This window comes from Pseudomonas sp. YNh, assembly GCF_037993085.1.
Lineage (GTDB): Bacteria > Pseudomonadota > Gammaproteobacteria > Pseudomonadales > Pseudomonadaceae > Aquipseudomonas > Aquipseudomonas putida.
In genome coordinates this window covers 93,441-118,016 of the sequence record NZ_JBBMRJ010000012.1, presented here as the reverse complement: position 1 = coordinate 118,016, position 24,576 = coordinate 93,441, and the positions used below count along the sequence as shown (strand labels likewise).

Sequence of the window (24,576 nt, the reverse complement as noted above, 5' to 3'; positions counted from 1 at the left end):
TCGCCGGTGTTCGCGGCCACGGCCGCTCCCACAGTGATTGCGTCGCCTTCAGTCATGCAACCCGTTGCCCCCAAATCGGGGAAAACCGCCGGGTGATCCTCCCCAATCCGATTCGGTTACCTACGCAACCATTTGGAAATATTAGGTATTTTCTTCTGGCACACACCTTGCTCCACACCTCCGCAGAGTTCCCGTGTCTTGGAGGTGCAGCATGTCTACGCCACGCAAAGGCCCCCTTCTGTCATCACTCGTTCTGGCCCTGTTAGGCTTGGAATCGACCAGCGAGGCGGCCGTGCAGTGCCAGCGCACCTTGGTCGCCAATGTGGTGGCACTGGACCAGCCACTGATGTTCAACCGCCTTGGCGCGCAGAACGCCAATGGCATGATGTTCGCGCTTCGTGAAGATGTGGTGGACGACAAGCAAGTCCCCCTCAGCAAGGGCGGGGCCGCGGTACCGGGCAAGGTCACCCTGCGCCCGGACAAGCGCCCACGGCCGATTGTGCTGCGGGTAGCCGCCGGTGACTGCCTCACGGTCAACCTGACCAACCTGCTGGCCTACCAGGCCAACCCCAACAAGCACGGCATCGAGGCCGCAGAGCCCGAGGGTGAGGAGGAGGGGCCGGAGGTTGAAAACCAGGGCGGTGAAGGCGATGTCGCCGATGAACAGGTCGCCGAGCGTATGGTCGGCTTCCAGGTCAATGGCATGCAGGCGGTCAACAGCATCGCCGATATCTCCGCCTATACAGGGCGCAATGGCAACTTCTTCGCCAGCCCCGGCAGCACCCGCAGCTATACCTTGTATGCGGAGCGCGAAGGGGCATTCGCCGCCACCAGCAAAGCCGCCACGTTCGGCGGCGAAGGCACGGCGGGCAATGTTGCCAATGGCCTGTTCGGGCAGGTGGTGGTGGTACCCAAATTGGGCCGCACCTACCGCAACACCCTCACCGAGGAAGAAATGCGCCTGGCCACTACCGGCCGTACTGCCACCGGCCAGCCCGTGATCGACTACGAAGCCCGCTACCCCCAGGCAGAACCGTGGATCACCGAGGGCAAGGCCGGCAAACCGATCATCGCCATGGTCAATGGCAATGAGATCATCAACAGCGAAACCGATGCCATCGTCATGGGCCCCAACGCCGATGGCAGCTTCCCCAAGTCGACCTACCCGCTGGAAAGCATCGGCAAGCGCAACCCGGCGCTGCCCAACCGGCTGGAGGCGTTCCGTGATTTCGCCTCGCAGTTCGCCGACGAGGTCGCCGGCACCCAGGCCTTTCCCGGCTACTGGGCAGACCCGGTGATGGGGCACGTGCTGGAACCGGCGCGAGACTCGTTCATGATCAACTACGGCTCTGGCGGCATGGGCGCCGAAGTGGTGGCCAACCGCCTGGGGGTAGGCCCGATGCACGACTGCCTGTCGTGCGCTTACGAAGAGTTCTTCCTCAGCGCTCACACCGTCGGAGACATCGGCACCCTGGTGGATGTGCCGGCCAATGTGGGCCTGGAGCACATCCGCCCGGGTGAGGTCCCACCGGCCAGTGCTGTCGGGGTCAAGGCCAGCATGGCCCTGTACCCTTCGGAACCTGCCAACGTGCACCACAGCTATATCGGTGACTTCACCAAGTTCCGCAACACCCACAACGGCCACGAGCAGCATATATTTCACCTGCACGGCCACCAGTGGCTGTTCAACCCCAATGACGACAACTCCGACTATATCGATGCCCAGGGCATCGGCGCCGGCGTTGGCTACACCTACGAAATCGCCAACGGTGGGTCGGGTAACCGCAACCGGGTGGCCGGTGATGCTATCTACCATTGCCACTTCTACCCGCACTTTGCCCAGGGCATGTGGGCCATGTGGCGGGTACATGACGTGTTCGAAGAAGGCACCCGTCTTGAGGTGAGCGGGCAGGGCGAGAACGGCTTCCACAGCACACCGTTCGCCCTGCGCAGCGGCAAGCCTGCCGCTGGCGCCCGGGCATTGCCCGATGGCGAAATCATTGCGGGTACACCGATTCCGGCCATCGTGCCGCTGCCTGGCAAAGCCATGGCGCCGATGCCTGGCAAGGTCGTGGTGGTACCCAAACTGTCTGAGGAACTGGTTGCGGCGAGCGACGATGATGACGAAGCCGAGGACGAAGGCGATGACGACCACGCCAACCCGGCGCCGGTGCGCAAAGCCGTCGGCTCGCTGGCACTTGTCGACCGCACCGATGCCAACCGCAACGCTGATGGCACCCTGAAAAACCCAGGCTACCCGTTCTGGATCGGCGGCATGGAAAGCAGCGTTGGCAACCGCCCGCCAACCCCGCCGCTGGACATGCTCGACCCAGCCCTGGCGCGCCAGTTGAAAGACAGCGGCAAAGCCCTGTGGGCCAACCTGGATGCAAACCAGGTCGATGGCTGGGACGGCGGCCTTGGCCGCCATGCACTCGACGGTGTTTCCGCAGGTGGCGAGGCGCAAACGACCACCACCAAGCTGGACTTCACCAAGGTCGTGCACAAGGCCAAACCTATCTACCTGCCAGAAGAAGGCACCGATGTCGAACAGGCGGCCATGCAGTTCCACGCCATGGCCGAGCACCCAAGCTATGCCCTGATCCCCGGCAGCCAGCCGGTGGCCAAGGCGTTCCGCACCAATGGTGCCTTGCCGACTGCTGGCGCACCGTTCTACGAGCCGTGCATGGATGACCGCGGCAAGCGCCTCACTCAGTCCTCCGGTGTGGGTGAGTTTTTCAGCGGCGAGAGCCTGACCGGCGTCAACTTCCGTGGCTCCTCCGCCTTTACCGCCGACCGTCCACGCATCTACAAGGGTGCCAATATCCAGTTCGACGCGGTGTACAACAAGGTCGGCTACCACTTCCCGCAGGCTCGCATCATCGCCTTGTGGGAAGATGCCTGGGCAGTGATTAACAAGCAGCGTGCGCCAGAGCCACTGGTGATGCGCATGAACACCTTTGACTGCACCATGTACCAGCACACCAACCTGATCCCGAACATCTACGAGATGGACGACTACCAGGTGCGCACCCCGACCGACGTGATCGGTCAGCACATCCACTTGCCGAAGTGGGACCTGACCGCTGCCGACGGTTCGGCCAACGGCTGGAACTACGAAGACGGCATTCTATCGCCCGGCAGCGTGGTCGAGCGGGTGCAAGCCATTCGTGCCTACAACGGCTGCACCGAGGGCGATAGCCGCGATGGCACCGCTGCCTGCCCGAAAGCCAGGCAGCACCCGTACTTTGGCCGCTTCGGCCGGGCCGACTGGCTGGGCGCACGTACGGCCATGCAGCGCTGGTTCGCTGACCCGCTGGTGAACGTGCATAACGTCGACCGTGGCCTGGGCACCATCTTCACCCACGACCACCTTGGCCCATCGACCCACCAGCAACTGGGCCTGTATGCCACCGTGCTGGCCGAACCGGCCGGCTCCACCTGGTACCATGCCGAAACCGGCGAGCAGCTGTACAACCCGGCCACGCGCCAGGATGGCGGCCCGACCTCGTGGCAGGCGGTAATCCAGACTGGCGACCACGATGGCGATGGCAAGAACGACAGCTACCGTGAGTTCTTCCTGGAATACAGTGACTTCCAGCATGCCTATGAAGCTGGGGTGTATGTAGGTGCAGGGCCGGACGGCATCCCCAATGCCCAGTCGTACCCGGCCACCGCAGACAGCTTCCGCTACGCCATCAACCCGCCAGTGCGCGGCAAGGCGTCGAACCTGCTGGAAGCCATTGTCGAGGAGCGCGGCGGTATCAACCCGGGCTGCCCAAGCCGTCCGTGCCCGCAGGCGATCTCGGTGGATGACCCGGGCATGTTCGTGGTCAACTATCGCAACGAGCCGCTGGCCCTGCGCGTGTACGACCCGAACAAGGTCGGCCCGGACGGCAAGCGTGGCATGCAGGCCGACGGCCTGGCCGGGGACCTCAGCTTTGCCATGCAAACTCGAACCGACCGCGCCATTCCGGCAATGAACCTGTCACCCTCGGCAATAACCTCGGCAGTTGGCCCTACCGGCGGCACCACGCTGTTTCCGCCACACATCAACAAGGCTGGCGCCGAGCCGGGCGACCCTTTCACCCCGCTGCTGCGCACCTACTCGGGTGACAATGTACGCCTGCGCATGCACGCCGGTGGCCATGAAGAGGAGCACAACGTCACCCTGCATGGCGTGAAGTGGCTGCAAAACGGCACAGGCTTCGGTAACAGTTCCAACTCGGGCTGGAAATCGTCGCAGATGATCGGCATCTCCGAGCAGATGGGCTTCATGGCACCGGTGTCGATGATCTCCAGTTCCGCCGCCACCAATGGCGACTACCTGTACTCGCTGGACGCCGCGCTGGAAGGCTACTGGAACGGTATCTGGGGCATCATGCGCAACTACACCGCGCAGCGTGCCGACCTGTTCCCGCTGCCCAACAACCCGCAACCGGTGGCCATGCGCAACACCGTGAACTTTGACGGCATCTGCCCGAAAACCACGGCCAACCCCAACGGCATTGGCACCCGCACCACGGTCAAGCGAAACTACGAAATCGTCGCAGCGCTGGCCAATGACATCCTCGAGAACCGTAATGGGGTCAGTATCAATGACCCGGCGGGCATCGGTCAGCATGTCGGCGGCACGCTGAAGGCCAACGGTGGCACACTGGTGTTCAACAGCCGTAAAACCGCGATCCCGCTGGTAAGTGGGGTAGACCCCGAAGATGGGGAACCCTTCACCATCGGGGGGCATAGTGCGCCGCTGCATGACCCGACCGCGATCCTGTACGTGCGCAAGGCCGACCTGGACGCCACCACCGGCAAGCTCAAGGCGGGTGTGCCGGTTGAGCCTCTGGTGCTGCGGGCCAACGCCGGCGACTGCATCAGCGTTACCCTGGAGAACCGCCTGCCACTGGTGATGCCAGACCTGCCGAGCACTGCAGTGATGCATAACGTGGTCAAGCGTGACCGCTTCGACAGCGAGGGTTCCACCGCCTTTGCCAACAACCTGATGCGGCCGTCAAGCCACGTGGGCCTGCATGCGCAGTTGCTGGCCTACGACATCACCAAGTCCGACGGCGCCAACGTTGGCCTGAACCCGGTGCAGACCGTACCTCCACGTGCCGGCACCAGTGGTGCTTACCCGACCAAGGTGTACCAGTACTACGCCGGCCACCTGGAGCGGGAAGGCAAACCTGTGTCGCAGCTAGGTCGCACGGTGGACAACATCAACTCCACTGCCATCGAGTTCGGCGGCCTCAACCTGACCCCGTCAGACTTCATCAAGCAGCCGCAGAAAGGCCTGGTGGGCGCCATGAGCATCCTGCCGCAAACTGCCACCTGGACCGAGGACGCCGCGTCTCGTACCCAGGCCACGGTGAAGGTCAGCGGGCAGCCGGACTACCGGGACTTCGTCACGGTGTGGCAGCGCGCACTGAACATGCGCTGGGCCGATGGTCGTCCGGTAGAAGGCATCAACACCGAAGGCAACGGTGCTGCCGGTGACCCGCAAGACAACGGCAACATGGCGGTCAACTACAAGACCGAGCCGTTGTGGCTGCGCTTCGGCATGGCGCCTGACTCACCGTTCGGCCGTGCAAATGGCCTGGGCTTTGGTGATGTACCAAACGCCCACATGGCCTACGCCAACGCCCTGGTCGGCGGCGACCCGCAAACCCCGGTGCTGTACGCCAAGCCTGGGCAACCGGTGCGCAACCATATCGTGATGCCCAGTGGTGGCAGCCGCGGCATGGTCTACCAGCTGGACGGGCACCTGTGGCCATTACACAACTACCAGGCCGAGAAAAATGACGCGGACGGCTACCCGATGAGCCTGCCTGGCATCGGTTCGGTGCGCTTTGGCTACAACCCGATGGCCATGTACATCGGTGCCCAGGAGAGCGTACTGCCTGCGGCGCACTTCAGCTTCATGCTGCCGAGTGCCGGTGGTGCAAACGCGGTGGCAGGTGACTACCTGTTCCGCGACTACGCCGCCTACGGCAACCTCTCGGGGCTGTGGGGGATTCTGCGGGTGACCAACGAAGCGCCGCCGGCAACGGCCCCGGCGCAGTGACGGAAGGGGAGCGCGAGCATGAACAAAAAGACTCGCCCTGCTTACTTGGGGGTATTGCTGGGGGTAGCGCTGATCGGCCTGGGCGTGGCGTATGAAAAGCTCTGGTGCGATCCCCGCGAGCTGTTGCAGGAACCTGCCGACCCGCAGGCCCTGCACCGCCTCAGCCGGGACGGCGTGACCGTGGAGTTCGAGGCCCGGCCGCTGGCCGGGGGCGAGTTGAAGGAAGGCGCCTTCGCCAATATCCGCTTCAAGGTCAGCGACCAGACCAGTGGCCAGCCGCTGTCGGGCATGGCCCCGGGGGCGTGGATCGACCCGGCGCAGTCGGCGCCGGTAGGCGACCGCAACCAAAGCTGCAAGGCGCGGGTTGCGCTGTTTCTCAAGAGCAGCATCGGCGCCCGGCCGCTGCTCGACCTGAACAGCTACTTCTTGTTGATGCTCAACAACGACGCCAGCCTGACGGTGATCGACCCGACCGTTTCGGTGGGCGGCGTGACCAGCACCATGGCCCGCATCGACCTGCCTGGGCGGCCCATGGACTGGGTGGCCACCAGCGACGACAAGCAGGTGTTCGTGTCGATCCCCGAGCGCGGCAAGGTGGCGGTGATCGATACCGAAACCTTCACCCGCGTGGCCGACCTGGACGCCGGTGACCAGCCGCTGCGCGTGGCCTTGCAACCCGACCAGCACCGGTTGTGGGTGGGCAACAACAGCAGTGACCCGGCCAAGGGGGGGGTGACGGTGATCGACGTGCCAGGGCGTACCACCCTGAAAAGCTTCAACACCGGCACCGGGCACCACGAAATTGCCTTCAGCGCCGACTCGCGTTTTGCCTACGTCAGCAACCGAGACAGCGGCACCCTGAGCGTCATTGATATCCCGCAAATGCGTCTTGCCAAAACCATCAAGGTTGGCCCGCACCCGCTGTCGGTCAGCTACTCGGCGCTGTCCCAGGCCGTTTATGTGGTCGATGGCGAGGAAGGCAGCGTGCGGGTGTTCGATGCCCGCAGCCACGAGCTGCGCCATATGGTCAAGGCCGAGCAGGGCCTGGGGCCGATGCGCTTCAGCAGCGATGGCCGCTACGGCGTGGTGCTCAACACCCTTGAGAGCCAGGCACTGGTGATCGATGCCAGTACCGACAAGCTGATCCACCACATCCCGGTAGCGGCCGAACCCTACCAGCTGACCTTTACCAAGGGCTATGCCTATGTGCGTGGTCTGGCCTCGCCGAAAGTGACCATGATCAACCTGTCCAGCCTGGGCGAAGGGCGCTCGCCGATCGTGCAGGGCTTCGAGGCTGGCCCGGCAGCGCCGCGGCAGGCCGGTGACCTGCCACTGGCCCAGGGGTTGTCGGTGTCGCGTGATGACAATTCGGTGTTCGTGGTCAACCCGGTGGACAACACCACCTACTTCTACGCCGAGGGCATGAACGCGCCGATGTCCGGCTACAACAACCGTGGTCACCAGGCCCGCGCTGCCCTGGTCGTTGACCGCAGCCTGCGCGAGGTGGCGCCCGGGGTGTACGGCTCGACGGTGAAACTGCCCGCTGCCGGCAAGTTCGACGTGGCCTTCCTGCTCAACCAGCCGCAGATCATCCACTGCTTCAGCGCCGATGTCGCCGAAGCGCCCAATGCCGGCAAGCGCAAGGCCGCGCATGCCGAGTTCATCGGCCTGGACCAACCAATGCCGCAGCACAGCGCCATTACCGCACGGGTGCGTATCGTCGGTGACGACGGCCAGCCACGGCTGGGCCTGAACGACCTGAGCCTGCGCTACTTCCTGGCGCCGTCGTCGATGCCGCGCAACCTGCAGTTGCAGGAAGTGGGTGAGGGTGTCTATCAGGCAGCCCTGACACTGCCCGAAGCCGGCGCCTGGTACCTGCATGTGCAGTCGCCATCGCTGGGGCGCAAGTTTGCCGAAGAAAACTACACCAGCCTGCGCATCCTGCCGGCCGCAGCAACCAACGCTTCCCAGACTGAAATGAGGAGTGTGCGATGAACGCCAAGCATTCTTTCCAACTGCTGGCCCTGAGCCTGGCACTGGCCAGCAACCTGGCCCTGGCCCACGCCGGCCACGATCACAAGGGCCACGCCGAACAGCCACCGGCGGCGCGCCAGGAAAAGACCAGTGTACGTTTTGCCGACGTTTCCCTGCTGAACCAGGACGGCATGCCGGTGCGCCTGGAGAAGGACCTGGTCGGTGACCACCTGGTGGTCATGGGCTTCATCTACACCAGCTGCACCACGGTGTGCCCGGTGGTGTCGTCGATCATGGGCAAGGTCCAGCAACAGCTGGGTGGCCGGGTAGGCGAAGAAATCCACATGGTGTCGATCAGCGTCGACCCGCAGCGTGACGACGCCAAGCGCCTGCAAGACTACGCCAAGGCCTTCCAGAAGGGGCCAGGCTGGAGCTGGCTGACCGGCACCCCGTACGCTGTCACCGAAACCCTCAAGGGCCTGGGCAGCTTCAGCGCCGACCTCAGCCAGCACCCGCCGCTGATCCTGGTGGGTGACGGGCGCAGCGGGCACTGGACCCGCTACTACGGCTTCACCGACCCCACCGTACTGATTGAAGAAATCAACCGTCTCAGCGCCCGCCGGGTGCATGCCAAAAGTACGGCCATTGCCGACCACCATGAGGTGCAACCATGAGCTCTGTAACCTCCCGCCGCGGCGGCATGCGCGCTTTCGACTGGCTGGTGCTGGGCGGCTGCCTGTGGATTCTCGCTTCTGTCGCGTTCGCCCATGAAGGCCACCTGGAGCAGGCCCCCGAGCCACAGCCCGCCCCCCAGGCGATGACCAGTGGCGGCGGCACCCGCGATGCCCAGACCTGGTTCACCGATACCGTGCTGAAGGACCAGAACGGCCGCGAGCTGCGTTTTTACAGTGATGTACTCAAGGACAAGGTGGTGATGCTGAACGTGATCTTCACCCACTGCACCGACGCCTGCCCGCTGATCACCCGCAAGCTGCGCGAAGTGCGCGAGGCCATGGGCCAGCAACTGGCCAGCCAGGTGACCTTTGTGTCGATCAGCAGCGACCCGCTCAACGATACCCCGCAAGCACTCAAGGCGTTTGCCGCGAAGCAGGGGGTTGATGGGCCGAACTGGCTGTTCCTGACCGGTGACAAGGCCAATGTCGACCTGGTGCTTGGCCGTATTGGCCAGTTCCTGCCTAGCCCCGAGCAGCACTCCACGCAGCTGATTGCCGGCGATGTGGCGGGCAAACGCTGGAGCAAGATCCGCCCGGATGCACCACCCGCGGCCATAGCCCAGCGCATGCAACTGCTGACCCAGCCCTTGGCAGGCCGGTGATTGCCATGGTGCGATCCCCGTGGAGTCAACGACTGAGAGGGCAGCCTTTGTGGGAGCGGCCTTGCGTCGCGAAAGGGCTGCGCAGCAGCCCCGGCAATGGCAGCCTCAACCCAGAAAGCGGGGAGCGCTGCGCGCTCCTTTCGCGACGCAAGGCCGCTCCCACAGGTATTCGCACCGGGCTTTCGATCTGCTTGGCATGCTTGCTGGGCATGGCACCTTTTGCCTCAGCCCTGGACCTGACCGAACACGAACAAGCCGGCAAACGCCTCTACCGCGAGGGCGTCTCCAGCAGCGATGCACAATTGCAGGCCCGGGTCGGTGCCAGCGACATCAGTGTGCCCGCCAGCGTGCTGCCCTGCGCCAGCTGCCACGGCAACGACGGCCGTGGCCGGGCCGAAGGCGGCGTGCGCCCACCCAACCTGGACTGGCAACGCCTGGCACAAGGCCAGGGAGCACGTGAAGCCAATGGCCGCAGCTACCCGGCGTATACCGAGCGCAGCCTGGCCCGGGCCATCCAGCATGGCGTAGACCCGGCGGGCAATCGGCTGGACCCGGCCATGCCACGCTTCGAACTGACCATGGCCGACCAGCGCAACCTTACCGCCTACCTGAAACGCCTGGCCGAGGAACGCGACCCCGGCATAGAGGAGGGCGTACTGCGCCTGGGCACCTTGCTGCCGGCGTCCGGCCCGCTGGCCGAAGCCGGGCAGGTGGTACGTGCGGTACTGGAAGACGGGGTGGCGCAACTCAACCAGCAAGGCGGCATTCATGGGCGGCACCTGCAGCTGGTTGTGCTGGACCCTGGGTTCGACCCGGCCAGCGCCGAGCGGGCCTTGCAGCAGTTGCTGGAGCAGGAGCGCGTGTTCGCGCTGATTTCGCCTTTGGCACCGATGCTCGACCTGCGCCTGACAACCTTGCTGGCACCACAGAATGTACCCCTGATTGGCAGTACCCCGCGCAGCGGCGGCAGCGCGCAGATCTTCGACCCGCTGCCCGGCTTACCTGCGCAATTGCTGAGCCTGGCGGGCCACGCCCGTGCAGGGTTGGGCCTGGCACCGGGCGACTTGCGCGTGGTGTACGCCGGCACCGACCAGGCAGAGGCGGCCGAGCAGGTACGTGAGCGCCTGTTGCAGGAAGGCTGGGCGCCGCCCGCCATCGAGGCCTTCGAGGGCCAGGCCGTGGACGGGCAGGGCATCGTCTTCCTTGGCCGCGCCCAGGCATTTGTCGAGCTGGCGACGGCGTTGCAGGCCACAGGCCGCCAGCCCTACCTGTTCGCTGCGTCCGGCCAGGTGGCCGGCGCCGTGGCGCGGTTGCCCGAGCAATGGTCGCAACGGGTGTTTCTGGCCTACCCCTATGTCCCCGAAGACTGGACCGAGCAGGGCCTGGCCACCCTCGCCGGGCTGCAGCAGCGCCAGGGCCTGGACCCACGCCAGGCGTCGTTGCAGGTCAATACCTTGTGCGCCCTGCGCCTGCTGAGCGAAGCGCTGAAACAGATTGGCCGTGATGCCAGCCGTGAACAACTGATTGGCGCACTGGAAGGCTTGCACGATGTGTCTACCGGCCTGACCCCGGCGCTGGGCTTTGGCCCCGGTCGCCGTCAGGGCATGGCCGGTGCCCATGTAGTGGCGGTGGCCCTGCCCGGGCCGCGTTTCACCGCAGTTACCCCTTACCGGCCGGTGCCGGACAGCCTTTGAGTGGAGGTTGCCATGCGTATTATGTTGCTGTGCCTGTTGCTGGTAATGGCCAAGGCGAGCTGGGCCGATGTACCTGCTGCACGGGTCAATGGCGTGGAGATTGGGTTGACGCGCTTGGAGCGCTATTTCAGCGAATACCTGGCCGCCCAGGGCCGCGCGGTGACCAGCATCCGCAACCCGGGGCTTTACAAGCGCCTGCGCGATCAGGCGCTGGATGAGCTGATCGACAAGGAGCTGCTGTGGCAGGAGGCCCGGCGACAAGGCGTCGCCATCAGCGACGCGCAGGTGTCGGCGCATGTCGGCGAGGTAGAAGCTGCGTTCGGCAGCCCGGCAATTTTTGAACGGCGTCTGGCAGAGGCGGGCTTTGACAGGGCACAGTACACTGAGTACACCCGGCAAGACATGGCGGCCCAGCAGGTGTATGCCCAGCTCAGCGCAGTCGACGCGCCGAGCCCGGCCGAAGTGCAAGCATTCTATGATGCCAACCGAGAAACACTGCAAGGAGCGCAGAACCAAAGTGTTAACCCTTCGGTCATACACGAACAGGGCCTGGTCCTGGCCAGGGCCGCGCTCATCAGTGAGCGCGAGGCGCAAGCGCGCAAGTCTGTGCGCCAACGTTTGCGCAATTCCGCTAAAGTGGAGATCGCTGACTGAAGCCCCTGGTGGCGTTCCCCCCAAAGCTGGGGAATTAGGGTTTGGCAATGTGCCATCAGTTTCCCCGGTTGTGGGGAAGAGGGCGGGTGTGCCTGCCCGCCGTGTGCTGGGTGCTGGCTGGCACCTTTTGCAAATCAATGACTTACAGCGGTGCAACATGACTATTCACGCCTGGCACGAAGCCTGCTCAAGCCTGTACAAGGGCGCACTTCGCAGACCGGGAAACCGGGCAGTTCTTGGGAGTCGACCTTGGTGAACAGAGTATTGGTAGTCGATGACGAACAGACCCTTGCGCAGAACCTGCAAGCGTACTTGCAGGCGCAAGGCCTGGAAGTTCATGTTGCCCACGACGGTGCTAGTGGTATCGAACAGGCTGAGCGCCTGGCGCCACAAGTGATCGTGCTGGATTACCGCTTGCCCGACATGGAAGGTTTTCAGGTTCTGGAGGCTGTACGCAAGAACAGGCAGTGCCACTTCATGCTGATCACCGCCCACCCCACCGTCGAGGTGCGTGAGCGGGCCGCGGAGCTGGGGGTGAGCCATGTCCTGTTCAAGCCGTTCCCCTTGGTGGAACTGGCCCGTGCAATCTTCGACCTGATGGGCATCGAGCGCCGGCGCAGGGCCACGGACAACCCGGCTGAAGGGTTCGTCGAACGACGCCAGAACAGGAACGAATCGTTCCCCCTGCAGTTGTACGATGGAAGCTGGGTGTTGGCTGACCGCCGCCGCAATGGCGCCAAGCCACCAGGGCCCGACGACGATCAACTGCTCACAGGGGAATAGCGGCGCCCGCACCCCTGGCTGAGCCAGCCTGCGACGCGCCCCCTGAGCGGAGTCGCAGGCCATGCCAGAAGCATTCGATGCAACCCGGGATTTGCAACAGCCTGCACCGGCCTCTTCGCGGGTAAACCCGCTCCCACAGGAATCGCGCGATCTTCAGGTTTGCAGTGAACCTGTGGGAGCGGGCATGCCCGCGAAGAATCCGGCACCATTCTCGGCCTACCCCCGCGACCTGCTGGCCCAGGCCCGTCTGCAAGCCAGCGACGAGCGCCTGCTCAACTGCCTCGAACGCCTTGCTTGCGACAACCCCGCTACCTTCACCCGTCGCCTGGGCCTGACCCTGCATTACCCGGTGCTGGACAGCCACACCCTGCTGGCCAGCAGCCCACGCTTTGACAAGGTCAGCCTAGCCGCGTGCCTGAAGCGCGAATTCGTGCTGATCGAGCAGGGCGGCCAGCTGTTGGGCGTGTTCGCCGACCCCTTCGACCCCGCCCGCCTGGCCTGGATCGATGATGTACTGCAAGGCGCGCCGCTGTACCTGGCCCACGCCGCCGAACTGGCCACCTTCCTTGCCCGCCACGAAGAAAGCTTCCACGCCGTCGATGCCCTTGACCATGACGCCGAGGCCAGCAGCGAAGGCGACCCGCTGCAACGCCTTTCGCTGGCCAGCATCAGCGAAGACCAGAGCCGCGTGGTCAAGCTGGTCAACTCCACCCTGTACGACGCCCTCAAGCTGCACGCCAGCGACATCCACCTGGGCATGACCGGCCAGGGCCTGACCATCAAGTACCGCATCGACGGCGTGCTCAACGGCGCCGGCAAGGCCAGTGGCAGCGCCTTCGCCGACCAGGTGATCTCGCGCATCAAGGTCATGGCCGAACTGGACATTGGCGAAAAACGCGTGCCTCAGGACGGCCGCTTCAAGGTTGCCGTGGGCGACCGGCAAATCGATTTCAGGGTATCGATCATGCCCAGCATCTTTGGCGAAGACGCCGTGCTGCGGGTGCTCGACAAGCAGGACTTGTCCGACCGGGTCAGCGGCGTGCAACTGCAGGCCCTGGGCTTTGCCGACGAAACCCTGCGCGCGCTGCGCCGGCTGGCTGCCGAACCCTACGGCATGATCCTGGTCACCGGCCCCACCGGCAGCGGCAAGACCACCACCCTGTACGCCATGATCAGCGAGATCAACCACGGCGTGGACAAGATCATCACCATCGAAGACCCGGTCGAGTACCAACTGCCCGGCGTGTTGCAGATCCCGGTCAACGAGAAGAAGGGCCTGACCTTCGCCCGCGGCCTGCGCTCCATCTTGCGCCACGACCCGGACAAGATCCTGGTGGGTGAGATCCGCGACCCGGACACCGCGCAAATTGCCGTGCAGTCGGCGCTCACCGGCCACCTGGTGTTCACCACCATCCACGCCAACAACGTATTCGACGTGATCGGCCGCTTCAGCCAGATGCAGGTCGACCCCTACAGCTTTGTTTCCGCGCTGAACGCGGTGCTGGCCCAGCGCCTGATCCGCCTGGCCTGCACCCATTGCTCCAGCCCCTGCGAGGTGGATGACGACACCCTGTACGGCTCGGGCCTGACCCGTGAGGGCGTGGCCGGCTGGAAGTTCGTCCGCGTGCAGGGCTGCGGCCAGTGCCGGGGCAGCGGCTTTCGCGGCCGCAGCGCCATCGCCGAACTGCTGCACCTGGACGACGACCTGCGGCAGATGATTGTCGAGCGCCGCCCCCTCTCGCAAATCAAGACCCTCGCCTGCCAGCGTGGCCTGCGCCTGCTGCGGGCTTCGGCCCTGGACCTGGTCCGCGATGGCCGCACCACCCTTGAGGAGATCAACCGTGTCACATTCATCTGATCGTTTCTGTGCCGTGGTCGGCGCCGAGGGTGTCGGCTTGGGTTGCTGGCACAAACACCAACACCAGTGGCTGGGCAGCCGCGAGTTCAGTTGCGACGCCGCCCAGCCTGCCTGGGACGCCGCCGTCGACGCGCTGGCCGGGCTGTTGGCCGAGCATGCTGTACGGGGCGCCCAGTTGCGGGTGCTGTTGTCGGCCCGCTACAGCCGCTTCTGCCTGGTGCCCTGGAGTGATGCCATCGGCCACCCGCGCGAGCTGGACGCCTATGCCCGGGCCTGCTTCGAAAACCTCTACGGGCAGCCGTTGGACGACTGGCGTATCGTGCTGTCGCCTGAGCCTGCCGGTGCCGCCCGCATCGCCACGGCGCTGCCCGAAGCCCTGCTGCAACGGTTGCAGGGGCTGGGCCGGGAAACCCGCCTGAGCCTGCGCTCGGTGCAGCCGTACCTGATGGCTGCCTATAACCGCTGCTCGCCGCAGCTGGAGCAGGGCGACTTCCTGTTCGTGCTGGCCGAGCCGCGCCGCAGCGTGCTGCTGCTGGCCGCTGGCGGCGCCTGGCAGCAAGTGCTGACGCAAGGCTGCGCCGACAGCGACCAGGCCCTGCAAGCATTGATCGAGCGCACCTGCGAGCTGTATGGCGAGCACCTGCCACGGGTGTACCTGCATGCCCCGGGCCGGGGCGACGTGCCGCAACTGGCGGCGGTGCAGCTGTGCCAGCCGGCCAGCGAAGCCGACCCGCTGTGCGCCATGTGGCGGGCGGTGGCTTGACATGCGCCGCCTCGAACTGGAATTCCAACCCCGGCGCAGCGGCCCACTGGCCTGGTCGCTGCTGGCCCTGGGCTGCGCCGTGGTCGCCGGCCTCGTATTGCTGCAACAGCATTTGCAGACCGAGCAGGTAGACCTTGAGGCCAGCGTGCACAGCCTGGAGCTGCAACTGGGCCGCCGCCCTGCCACCGTGGCCCCGCAAAGTACTGCTGCCAGCCGTGAGCAGGCCGAGCGGCTGGCCCAGATGCGCAGCGTGTCGCAACAACTGCAACGCCCCTGGCAGCAGCTGTTCGCCATGCTCGAAGCCTTGCCGCAGGACGATGTGGCGCTGCTCGGCCTGACCCCGGACGCGCGCAAAGGCCAGGTCCGTATCGCCGCGGAAGCACGCAACCTGGAAGCGATGCTGCAGTACCACCAGCGCCTGGAAGCCAGCGATGAGCTCAGCGATGTATCGCTGCTCAACCATGAGGTGTTGGCCGCGCAGCCCGAGCACCCGGTGCGCTTCACGCTCATCGCCACCTGGGAGACTGGCCATGCGCGCCCTTGAATCGCTGAACAGCCTGATCCTCCAGGAACGCCTGCGCCGCGTCGGCCCGGTTGGCCTGGCCGCCGTCGCCGTGGGCGTGCTGGCGCTGGGCGTGGTGTGCGCCGGGTTGCTGCCGCAGTGGCAGAGCGTGCGTGAACTGCGCGCCACCGAAGCGGACGCCAGCGTTCAGGTCGGGCGGGTCAAGCGTGGCGAGGTGAAGATCGCCGTCAAGCCCGAGCAGCAGGCCCTCGACAGCCTGCGCCAGCAATTGCCGGGGCAGCCCCAGGCCAGCGAGCTGATCGAGCGCCTGTACCACCTGGCCAGCGCCGAGCACATCAGCCTGGCGCGCGGTGAGTACGCCTTGGGCGTCGATCCCAAGACCCAGCTGGCGCGCTACCAGATCGTGCTGCCGGTACGCGGCAGCTACCCGCAGATTCGCGCCTTTATCAAAGGCCTGCTCAAGCAGCTGCCGACCTTGGTGCTGGAAGACCTCGAGCTGCAACGCAAACGCATCGGCGACAGCGAGCTGAATGCCCGCCTGCGCATGACCCTTTACCTGTCGAGGTCATGATGAACACACAACGTGCAGTCATCTGGGCCAGCTTCCTCGGCGTGAGCGCAGTCCTCGCCTGGGCACCAGGGCACTGGTTTGACACGGAAGACAGCGTCGCGGCCTTCGCGGGCTCGCCCGCTCCCACAGGAGTTGTGGGCAACGCCGAACCTGTGGGAGCGGCTTTAGCCGCGAAAGGGCCGGAACAGGCCTCCAGAGATCTGTTCCCAACCCAGCAATGGACCAAACCCCAAGCCCTGGCCACCGTCACCGAAAAACCCGTGGCTGTCGCGCCCATCGTGGCCGCAGCGCCGACCGCCCCGGAACTGCCGTTCCAGTTCATCGGCCGCATGGGCAACGACAACGACCTGCAGATCTTCCTGCAGAGCGGCGAAAAACTCTACGTCGTGCGCCAGGGCGACGTCATCGAAGACACGTATCGCCTCGATCGGGTATCGGCCAGCGAGCTGAGCCTGGTCTACCTGCCTTTGCACCAGTCGCAGACCTTGTCTGTCGGGAGCGCACCATGAAGTCGTCAAAGCTGTGCAAGCCTGCTCCGTTCCTGCTGTTGGCGTTGTGCGTGGCCATTGCCGGCTGCGGCTCCAGTGCGGTACGCAAGGACAGCGACCAGTTGATGAAGGAGGGCCAGTACGAAGCCGGTATCGCCCGGCTGGAAGAAGCCCTGCGCGATGACCCGCGTGATACCGAGCTGAACATCGCCCTGGCCCACAGCCGTCAGGCAGCAGTCGAGGCGCTGATCACCCAGGCCGATGCCGACCGCATCCGCCACGACTTTGCCAACGCCCGCATGGGCTATGGCCGGGTGCTTACCCTGGAGCCGAACAACCGCCGCGCCCAGGAAGGTACGCGCCAGCTGGAACTGATTCGTACCCTCGACGAGCGCGTGGCCCTGGGCCAGGCAGCGTTGCGCCAGGGCGACCTGTTCGGCGCCGAGCGCTACATGCGCGAAGTGCTGCGCCTGGACCCGCAAAACCAGAAGGGCATGGCCCTGCGCAGCGACATCGAGAATGTCCAGGCGCGCACCGCGCAACCCTTCCCGCAGCTGCGCAGCAAGCTGGACCGGCCGGTCACCCTGGAGTTTCGTGATGCCAACCTGAAGACCATTTTCGAAGTGCTGTCCCAGGTCGCCGGTATCAATTTCATCTTCGACAAAGACCTTCGCCCGGACATGAAGGCCACCATCTTCGTGCGTGAAGTGCGCATCGAAGACGCCGTGGCGCTGCTGCTGGAGCAGAACCAGCTGCGCCAGAAGATCGTCAACGACAACACCCTGATGGTGTACCCCGACTCGCCGCAGAAGACCAAGGACTACCAGGAACTGGTCATGCGCACCTTCTACCTGACCAGCATCGACGCCAACACCGCGCTGAACATGGTCAAGACCATGCTCAAGACCCGCGACGTGTTCGTCGACGAGCGCCTCAACACCCTGACCATGCGCGACACCCCCGATGCCGTGCGCATGGCCGAAAAGCTGCTGCAATCGCAGGACCAGTCCAACCCCGAAGTGGTGCTGGAAGTGGAGGTGATGGAAGTGGCAACCTCACGCATCCTCGACCTTGGCCTGCAATGGCCCAACACGTTCGGCGTGCTGACTTCCGACGGCAAACCGGTCAGCGTGCTCGACCAGCTGAGGGGCATCGACTCCAGCCGCATCAGCATCGGGCCGGCACCGCAGGCCAAGATCAATGCCTCGGACAAAGACATCAACACCTTGGCCAGCCCGGTGATCCGCGTCAGCAACCGCGAGCAGGCACGTATTCACATCGGCCAGCGAGTGCCGATCATCAGCGCCACTTCGGTGCCGTCCACCCAGGGCCCGGTGATCACTGAAAGCGTCACCTACCTGGACGTGGGTCTCAAGCTTGAAGTGCAACCCACCGTGCACCTGAACAACGAAGTGGCGATCAAGGTGGCCCTGGAAGTCAGTAACGCCACCCCGCTGGAGGCTACCCGCCAGGGCACCATCCCGGTCCAGGTCGACACCCGCAATGCCCAGACCACCCTGCGCCTGCACGATGGCGAAACCCAGGTACTGGCCGGCCTGGTGCGCAACGACCACAACGCCAGCGGCAACAAGATCCCGGGGCTGGGTGACATCCCCGGCCTGGGCCGGCTGTTCGGCAGCAACAAGGACGACATGAGCAAGTCCGAGCTGGTGCTGGCGATTACCCCGCGCATCGTGCGCAACCTGCCGTACCAGAGCCCGTCGGACATGGAGTTCTCCACCGGCACCGAGTCGGCCATGCAGGTACGTCAGATGGCCCCGCTACCGCCAATGGACGTGCCCGGCAACGCGCCGGCTACCGACGCACCGGTCGTGGACAGCCAGATGGCAGTGGCCCCGGCCAACGGGAGCCCACGGCCATGAAAGCCCGGCGCCGCATGCAGGGCTTCAGCCTGATCGAAGTGGTGCTGACCCTGGCACTGCTCGGGCTGCTGGCCAGCATGGCCGCGCCACTGACCGAAACCGTGGTGCGCCGCGGCAAGGAGCAGCAACTGCGCGAGGCGCTGTACCAGATTCGTGATGCCATCGACGCCTACAAGCGGGCCTTCGACGCTGGCTACATCGAGAAGCGCCTGGACGCCAGCGGCTATCCACCGAACCTGCAGGTGCTGGTGGACGGCGTGCGCGATGTGCGCAGCGCCAAGGGCGCCAAGTTCTACTTCCTGCGGCGCATCCCGCGTGACCCGCTGGTGGCGGCCAAGGATGAAGACGAAGGCGGCTGGGGCCTGCGCGCCTATGACAGCAGCCCCGACAACCCGCGCGAAGGCGAAGACGTGTTCGACGTGTATTCCAGGGCCCGTGGCAAAGGCCTCAACAGCATCCCCTACGGGCAATGGTGACAGCCATGAAACGCAGCAAAGGCTTCACCCTGATCGAACTGCTGGTGGTCATGGCGATCATCGCCACGCTGATGACCATCGCCATGCCGCGCTACTTCAACAGCCTGGAAAGCTCCCGTGAAGCCACGCTGCGCCAAAGCCTGGCGGTGCTGCGCGAGTCGCTGGACCACTACTACGGCGACACAGGTCACTACCCGGACTCGCTGGAGCAGTTGGTGGAGCAACGTTACCTGCGCAACACCCCGGTCGACCCGATCACCGAGCGCAGCGATGCCTGGCAGCTGGTGCCACCGCCCGAAGGCGTGGCCGGCGGCGTGGCGGATATCAAGAGCGGTGCCACAGGGAGGGCGCGTGATGGCAGCCTCTTCGCTGAGTGGTAAGGCCGAGCGTGGCTTTACCTACCTGGGTGTGCTGCTGCTGATTGCGGTCAGCAGTGTGGCCCTGGCCGCCACTGGCACGATCTGGGCCAGCGCCGCCCAGCGTGATCGCGAGCGCCAGTTGCTGTGGGTGGGCAGCCAGTACGCCCAAGCCTTGCGCAGCTACTACCGTGCCTCGCCGGGCCTGGCCCAATACCCGCAGGCGCTGGCCGACCTGCTGCAGGACAACCGCTTCCCGCAGGCCCAGCGGCACATTCGTCGGCTGTACCCAGACCCCATCACCAACAGCGACGAGTGGGGCCTGCTGCGTGCAATCGACGGCCGCATCACCGGCGTGTACAGCCGCTCGGACGCCACCCCGTTCAAGCGCAGTGGCTTCAGCGCCGAATGGAGCGGTTTCGAAGGGCTGGAACACTACAGCGACTGGCAGTTTGTTGCCGAGCAGGCGTTTACCGAAAGTGCAGGCGGCGTGCAGACGCATGCAGGCCCGGGAGATACGCCATGAGCCGCCTGGCTGCGTTGTACCTGTGCCTGCTGCTGATGGCGGGGGTGGCCACTTCGGCCAAGGCGGGTGTTGAGGACGAGATGCAGGGTTTTATCGTCGATAACACCATTTCGCACATCGGCCACGACTTTTACTACTACTTCGCCGACCGCCTGCGCGCCACCAGCCGCCTGGACTTCAACCTGGTGGTACGCGAACGCCCGGATGCCCGCTGGGGCAGCCTGGTCACCGTGGAGTTCGAGCGTGAGGTGATGTACCGCCGCTTCCTGCCACCAAACACCACCGAGCTCAAAGACGAGGCCGTGGCAGCCGCCGACCTGGTCAAGCAGCAAATCATTCAACGCAAGCTGCAACGCCTGCTACAGGACACCACCGACTTGGAGAGGGACGAGCTATGAACCACCGCATTCCACGTTGCATCGCCGCCTGCCTGCTGGCCAGCGCTTGCGCTGCCCAGGCCACCGAGCTGGTGTACACCCCGGTCAACCCGGCCTTTGGCGGCAACCCGTTGAACGGCACGTGGCTGCTGAACAACGCCCAGGCGCAAAACGATTACGACGACCCCGACCTCAAGGACCGTGCCTCGGCCTTTACCGGCACCACGGCCCTGGAGCGCTTCAGCAACCAGCTGGAGTCGCGGATGTTGTCGCAGTTGCTGGACAACATCAGCAACGGCAGCACCGGCAGCATGGCGACCGATGCGTTTCTCATCGACGTCATCGACGATTCCGGGGCCTTGAGCATCAAGGTCACCGATCGTGCCACAGGAGAAATTTCGATCATTGAGGTCAGCGGCCTGAACCCCTGAGAGGGAAAGGCTTTTATGTTGGGGAGAGAACACCATGAAACGTCTGCTGAGCACGCTGCTGATCCTCACCGCCCTGGGCCTGCAAACTGGTTGCAGCCTGCGCGAACCCATGTCGGCCGAACAGGACTCGGAAACCCCGACCCTGACCCCTCGGGCCTCGACCTACTACGACCTGATCAACATGCCACGGCCCAAAGGCCGGCTGATGGCCGTGGTGTACGGCTTCCGCGACCAGACCGGGCAGTACAAGCCCACTCCGGCCAGCTCGTTCTCCACCAGCGTCACTCAGGGCGCGGCCAGCATGCTGATGGACGCCCTCAGTGCCAGCGGCTGGTTCGTGGTGCTGGAGCGTGAAGGCCTGCAGAACCTGCTGACCGAGCGCAAGATCATCCGTGCTTCGCAGAAAAAGCCGGATGTAGCCGAAAACATCATGGGCGAACTGCCACCGCTGCAGGCCGCCAACCTGATGCTCGAAGGCGGCATCATCGCCTACGACACCAACGTGCGCAGCGGCGGCGAGGGTGCCCGCTACCTGGGCATCGACATCTCCCGCGAGTACCGGGTGGATCAGGTAACCGTCAACCTGCGCGCCGTGGACGTGCGCACCGGGCAGGTGCTGGCCAACGTGATGACCAGCAAGACGATCTACTCGGTAGGGCGCAGTGCCGGCGTGTTCAAGTTCATCGAGTTCAAGAAGCTGCTGGAAGCCGAGGTGGGGTATACCACCAACGAACCGGCGCAGCTGTGCGTGCTGTCGGCGATTGAATCGGCGGTGGGGCATTTGCTGGCGCAGGGGATTGAACGGCGGCTGTGGCAGGTGGCGGGGGATGCGGGGGAGGGCAAGGCTACGGTGGACAAGTACCTGAGCCAGAATCAGCAGCCGTGATTGGTCTGGAGGGCCTCTTCGCGGGCTCGCCCGCTCCCACAAGTACAGCGCTGGCCTCAGGCTTGACGCGGTCCCTGGTAGGAGCGGGTTTACCCGCGAAGAGGCCGGTGCAGCTATCAGAAGTGTTACTGCGCATGCCCTCAGCTTGAAACCCTTCCCTGACCTCGGTAGTCTTTCCCCGCTGCTGTCAATCCAGCAGCGGGGTTTGGTAGCCCGCGATCAATCAAGGCGCACAAGCGCCCGCTCTGCGATACAGTTGGCGCTTTTTTGTGCCCGGCTGTTTCGTTTTATGGCGGCTGTGCGTAGGGCGCCTCCGTGCGCGCCGGTTTCCTTGATTCCCGGTCTACCAACCTGCGTACAGCCGTCACCCTTTCGTTTGGTAGCGATTTGTGGCGGCTCCAGTGAATCAAGGAGCGACACAATGACAAAAGGCTTACCTGATCCTCCCGTTCGCGCCACCACCGCGGCCTCCAGTTTTTCCACCTGTGAATGCAGCCACCCGCCATTGTTTGCCGTACGTTCGGGAGTGGACTACGAAGATGCGCTGGTGCACCTGTCCACGCTGCTCAAGGGTGCATTTGCAACCAATCTCAAGGCGTTGGAACTGGCCAAGGGGACCTGCCGTGACCTGCTGTTGAGCAATGACCATGGGCTGGACTCGGCCAAGGCGGTGGTGGAGGCGTTGCTTGATGGGGTGGAGAGGCAGCAGCTGGCTGGGCGGAAGGCGGCGTCGAGTGCCTGACGGGGCTTGGGGAGTGGTGATATCGATCGATATCCCTGATTGACCTCGAGGGCCTCTTCGCGGGCTCGCCCGCGAAGCAGGCGACGCGGTGGATCGCACCGGCAACGCCGGTGATCGCCGGCAAGCCAGCACCCACAGGGATTGCGCCAGCTTCAAGTAACCCGGCCAGCTGCACCCCAATCCATCCACTACCAGATGACGGCCAGCCATTTCTCCCGCACACTGCGGAAAATTCCCAAGCCCGTACCCCGTCACATTGCGGGGCACAGCCGGAGTAGAAAATGGCGCGACAACTAATAACAAACGCCCACGACCCGCTGCACGAATCCCGCCAGGCCCGCCTGAAGCTGGCCAGCGAAGGCGAATTACCGCTGGGCATGCTGCGCGACGAGATCGACGCGTCCTGGCGCCGCAGCCTGGGCCATGGCCTGGATTGCCTGCAGGGCGAACAGGTCGGCCTGGGGCTGGAGCAGGGCCACGACCTGCGCATGCTGCTGGAGCGCAACCGACTGTTGGTCGACGCCGTCACCCCGGAACTGGACTACCTGGTAGCACGTCAGGGCAAGGCCGGTATTGTCATCCTCGGCGACGCCCAGGCCAACGTGCTGGCCATCGAAGGGCAGAAGCATGTGTTGCAGCGCGAGGGCCTGCGCGACCTGCATCCGGGCAGTTGCTGGAGCGAGTCGCTGCGCGGCACCAATGCCATCGGCACCGCCGTGGTGGAAGGCCGGCCGACGCTGATCAACTGCGGCGAACATTACCTTGACCGCCTCAGCCCGTTCTCCTGCACTTCCGTGCCCCTGCGCGACCCGCGTGGGGAGGTGATCGGCGTGCTCGACATCACTCGCGAAGGGGTGATGGCACAGCCGCAGGACAGCCTGTCGACGCTGATGCTGGCCGCCGGCAACATCGAGAGCCGTATGTTTGGCCTGTGCCACCCAGAGCAATTGGTGCTGGCCTTCCACAGCCGCCCGCAATACCTCAACAGTGCCTGGCATGGCCTGTTGGCGTTGAGCCTGGACGGTGAGGTGCTGGCGGCCAACGACAGCGCCTGCCAGCTATTGCAGGTGCCGCGCCATGAACTGATCGGCCGGCACAGCAGCGACCTGTTGGGCGAACGCTCGCCAGCCTTCATTGCGCGCCTGTGGCAGGGTGGGGTAAGCAGCGTGCAAACGGCCAAGGGAGAGTTCTACTTCCGCGCCTTGCAACTGCCACGCCACGGCCGGGTCAACGGCAGCACACCGGTCAGCAAACCGGCGCTGGGCAAGCAGTCACCCGCACTAGACGCCCTGGCCGGCGGTGACGCACGGCTGGCGCGTAATTTACGCATGGCCCGTCAGGGGCTGGGCAATGGCCTGCCAGTGCTTTTGCTGGGCGAAACCGGTACGGGCAAGGAGGTCGTCGCGCGTGCTTTGCATCAGGCCAGCCCACGTGCCGACAAACCCTTTGTGGCAGTCAACTGCGCGGCCATCCCCGAAGGGCTGATCGAATCCGAGTTGTTCGGCTACCGCGAGGGCGCGTTCACAGGGTCGCGCCGGGGCGGCATGGTCGGGCGGTTGATGCAGGCCCATGGTGGCACGCTGTTCCTCGACGAAATCGGCGACATGCCGCTGGCCCTGCAAGCGCGCCTGTTGCGGGTATTGCAGGAACGCCGGGTGGCGCCGCTGGGTGCCGGCGACGAGCAGGACATTGATGTGGCGCTGATCTGCGCCACCCACCGCGACCTCAAACGCCTGGTGCAGGAACAGCATTTCCGCGAAGACCTGTACTACCGGGTCAATGGCGTATCACTGCGCTTGCCGGCGCTGCGCGAGCGTGACGACTTGGCGCAGATCATCCAAAGCCTGCTGGAAAAGTCCGATGCCCGTGGTGTAACCCTGGACCCGGCTCTGGCCACGTTGCTCGAAGGTTTCGACTGGCCGGGCAACATCCGCCAGCTGGAAATGGTAGTGCGCACGGCGCTGGCCATGCGCGAGGACGGCGAGCAGGTGTTGACCGTGGACCACCTCACCGATTGCCTGCTGGACGAACTGGCCAGCGGCACCGCGCCCTCCGGCAGCCTCAAGGACAACGAACTGGAGTTGATCCGCGGCGCCTTGGCGCGCCACCAGGGCAACGTTTCCGCCGCGGCCGAGGCTCTGGGGATCAGCCGGGCGACGCTGTACCGCAAGCTCAAACAGTTGCGCGGCTAACC

At 64.9% G+C, this 24,576-nt stretch carries 21 protein-coding genes; all 21 read left to right on the top strand.

Annotated features, from left to right (window positions below):
* Positions 1-211: 211 nt before the first annotated feature.
* The 21 genes from mnxG to WF331_RS14670 all read left to right on the top strand — a co-directional run bounded on the left by mnxG (position 212) and on the right by WF331_RS14670 (position 24,574).
* Positions 212-6,061, top strand: coding sequence for a manganese-oxidizing multicopper oxidase MnxG (gene mnxG, locus WF331_RS14770; protein ID WP_016499448.1), 5,850 nt, complete (start codon positions 212-214; stop codon positions 6,059-6,061).
* A gap of 18 nt (positions 6,062-6,079) precedes the next feature.
* Complete coding sequence (locus tag WF331_RS14765; RefSeq protein WP_016499449.1) at positions 6,080-8,056, top strand: cytochrome D1 domain-containing protein; 1,977 nt, start codon at positions 6,080-6,082, stop codon at positions 8,054-8,056.
* On the top strand, positions 8,053-8,709 hold the full coding sequence (locus WF331_RS14760) for an SCO family protein (RefSeq protein WP_016499450.1): 657 nt from the start codon (positions 8,053-8,055) through the stop codon (positions 8,707-8,709). The genes WF331_RS14765 and WF331_RS14760 overlap by 4 nt, the downstream gene beginning before the upstream one ends.
* Complete coding sequence (locus WF331_RS14755) at positions 8,706-9,371, top strand: SCO family protein (RefSeq protein WP_016499451.1); 666 nt, start codon at positions 8,706-8,708, stop codon at positions 9,369-9,371. Before WF331_RS14760 ends, WF331_RS14755 begins: the two co-directional genes overlap by 4 nt.
* Before the next feature lie 209 nt (positions 9,372-9,580).
* On the top strand, positions 9,581-11,065 hold the full coding sequence (locus tag WF331_RS14750; protein ID WP_340623041.1) for a cytochrome c/ABC transporter substrate-binding protein: 1,485 nt from the start codon (positions 9,581-9,583) through the stop codon (positions 11,063-11,065).
* Positions 11,066-11,077: 12 nt separating this feature from the next.
* Positions 11,078-11,719, top strand: a complete 642-nt coding sequence (locus tag WF331_RS14745; RefSeq protein WP_340623051.1) for a SurA N-terminal domain-containing protein — start codon at positions 11,078-11,080, stop codon at positions 11,717-11,719.
* A 249-nt stretch (positions 11,720-11,968) separates the two neighbouring features.
* Entirely contained in the window at positions 11,969-12,502 is a 534-nt protein-coding gene (locus WF331_RS14740; protein ID WP_049273640.1) for a response regulator, read from the top strand.
* 184 nt (positions 12,503-12,686) lie between these two features.
* Positions 12,687-14,360: a GspE/PulE family protein gene (locus WF331_RS14735; protein WP_016499455.1), complete on the top strand. Its 1,674-nt coding sequence runs from the start codon at positions 12,687-12,689 to the stop codon at positions 14,358-14,360.
* The gene (locus WF331_RS14730) at positions 14,344-15,123 is read left to right on the top strand and encodes a hypothetical protein (protein WP_016499456.1); all 780 of its coding nucleotides are present in this window, start codon (positions 14,344-14,346) and stop codon (positions 15,121-15,123) included. The genes WF331_RS14735 and WF331_RS14730 overlap by 17 nt, the downstream gene beginning before the upstream one ends.
* Before the next feature lies 1 nt (position 15,124).
* Positions 15,125-15,667 (top strand): pilus assembly protein, encoded by a 543-nt coding sequence (locus tag WF331_RS14725; RefSeq protein WP_340623040.1) that lies wholly within the window; start codon positions 15,125-15,127, stop codon positions 15,665-15,667.
* Entirely contained in the window at positions 15,654-16,217 is a 564-nt protein-coding gene (pilO, locus tag WF331_RS14720; RefSeq protein ID WP_016499458.1) for a type 4a pilus biogenesis protein PilO, read from the top strand. Before WF331_RS14725 ends, pilO begins: the two co-directional genes overlap by 14 nt.
* Positions 16,217-16,726 (top strand): hypothetical protein, encoded by a 510-nt coding sequence (locus WF331_RS14715; protein WP_156858794.1) that lies wholly within the window; start codon positions 16,217-16,219, stop codon positions 16,724-16,726. Before pilO ends, WF331_RS14715 begins: the two co-directional genes overlap by 1 nt.
* Positions 16,723-18,588 carry a secretin N-terminal domain-containing protein gene (locus tag WF331_RS14710; RefSeq protein WP_156858793.1) on the top strand — a complete coding sequence of 622 codons (1,866 nt, stop codon included), beginning with the start codon at positions 16,723-16,725 and terminating at the stop codon, positions 18,586-18,588. Before WF331_RS14715 ends, WF331_RS14710 begins: the two co-directional genes overlap by 4 nt.
* Positions 18,585-19,064: a type II secretion system protein gene (locus tag WF331_RS14705; protein ID WP_174371292.1), complete on the top strand. Its 480-nt coding sequence runs from the start codon at positions 18,585-18,587 to the stop codon at positions 19,062-19,064. The genes WF331_RS14710 and WF331_RS14705 overlap by 4 nt, the downstream gene beginning before the upstream one ends.
* A 5-nt stretch (positions 19,065-19,069) precedes the next feature.
* Positions 19,070-19,444, top strand: coding sequence for a type II secretion system protein (locus tag WF331_RS14700; protein ID WP_012272103.1), 375 nt, complete (start codon positions 19,070-19,072; stop codon positions 19,442-19,444).
* Positions 19,419-19,946: a type II secretion system protein gene (locus WF331_RS14695; RefSeq protein ID WP_174371291.1), complete on the top strand. Its 528-nt coding sequence runs from the start codon at positions 19,419-19,421 to the stop codon at positions 19,944-19,946. The genes WF331_RS14700 and WF331_RS14695 overlap by 26 nt, the downstream gene beginning before the upstream one ends.
* Positions 19,943-20,344 carry a curli production assembly/transport protein CsgE gene (gene csgE / locus WF331_RS14690; RefSeq protein ID WP_063423783.1) on the top strand — a complete coding sequence of 134 codons (402 nt, stop codon included), beginning with the start codon at positions 19,943-19,945 and terminating at the stop codon, positions 20,342-20,344. Before WF331_RS14695 ends, csgE begins: the two co-directional genes overlap by 4 nt.
* Positions 20,341-20,754 (top strand): curli assembly protein CsgF, encoded by a 414-nt coding sequence (locus WF331_RS14685; protein ID WP_016487339.1) that lies wholly within the window; start codon positions 20,341-20,343, stop codon positions 20,752-20,754. The genes csgE and WF331_RS14685 overlap by 4 nt, the downstream gene beginning before the upstream one ends.
* Positions 20,755-20,788: 34 nt before the next feature.
* Entirely contained in the window at positions 20,789-21,640 is an 852-nt protein-coding gene (locus tag WF331_RS14680) for a CsgG/HfaB family protein (protein WP_016499464.1), read from the top strand.
* Between the two features lie 505 nt (positions 21,641-22,145).
* Positions 22,146-22,382 carry a hypothetical protein gene (locus WF331_RS14675; RefSeq protein WP_029380666.1) on the top strand — a complete coding sequence of 79 codons (237 nt, stop codon included), beginning with the start codon at positions 22,146-22,148 and terminating at the stop codon, positions 22,380-22,382.
* A 281-nt stretch (positions 22,383-22,663) separates the two neighbouring features.
* Complete coding sequence (locus tag WF331_RS14670; protein ID WP_284361094.1) at positions 22,664-24,574, top strand: sigma-54-dependent Fis family transcriptional regulator; 1,911 nt, start codon at positions 22,664-22,666, stop codon at positions 24,572-24,574.
* The last annotated feature ends 2 nt before the right edge of the window (positions 24,575-24,576 follow it).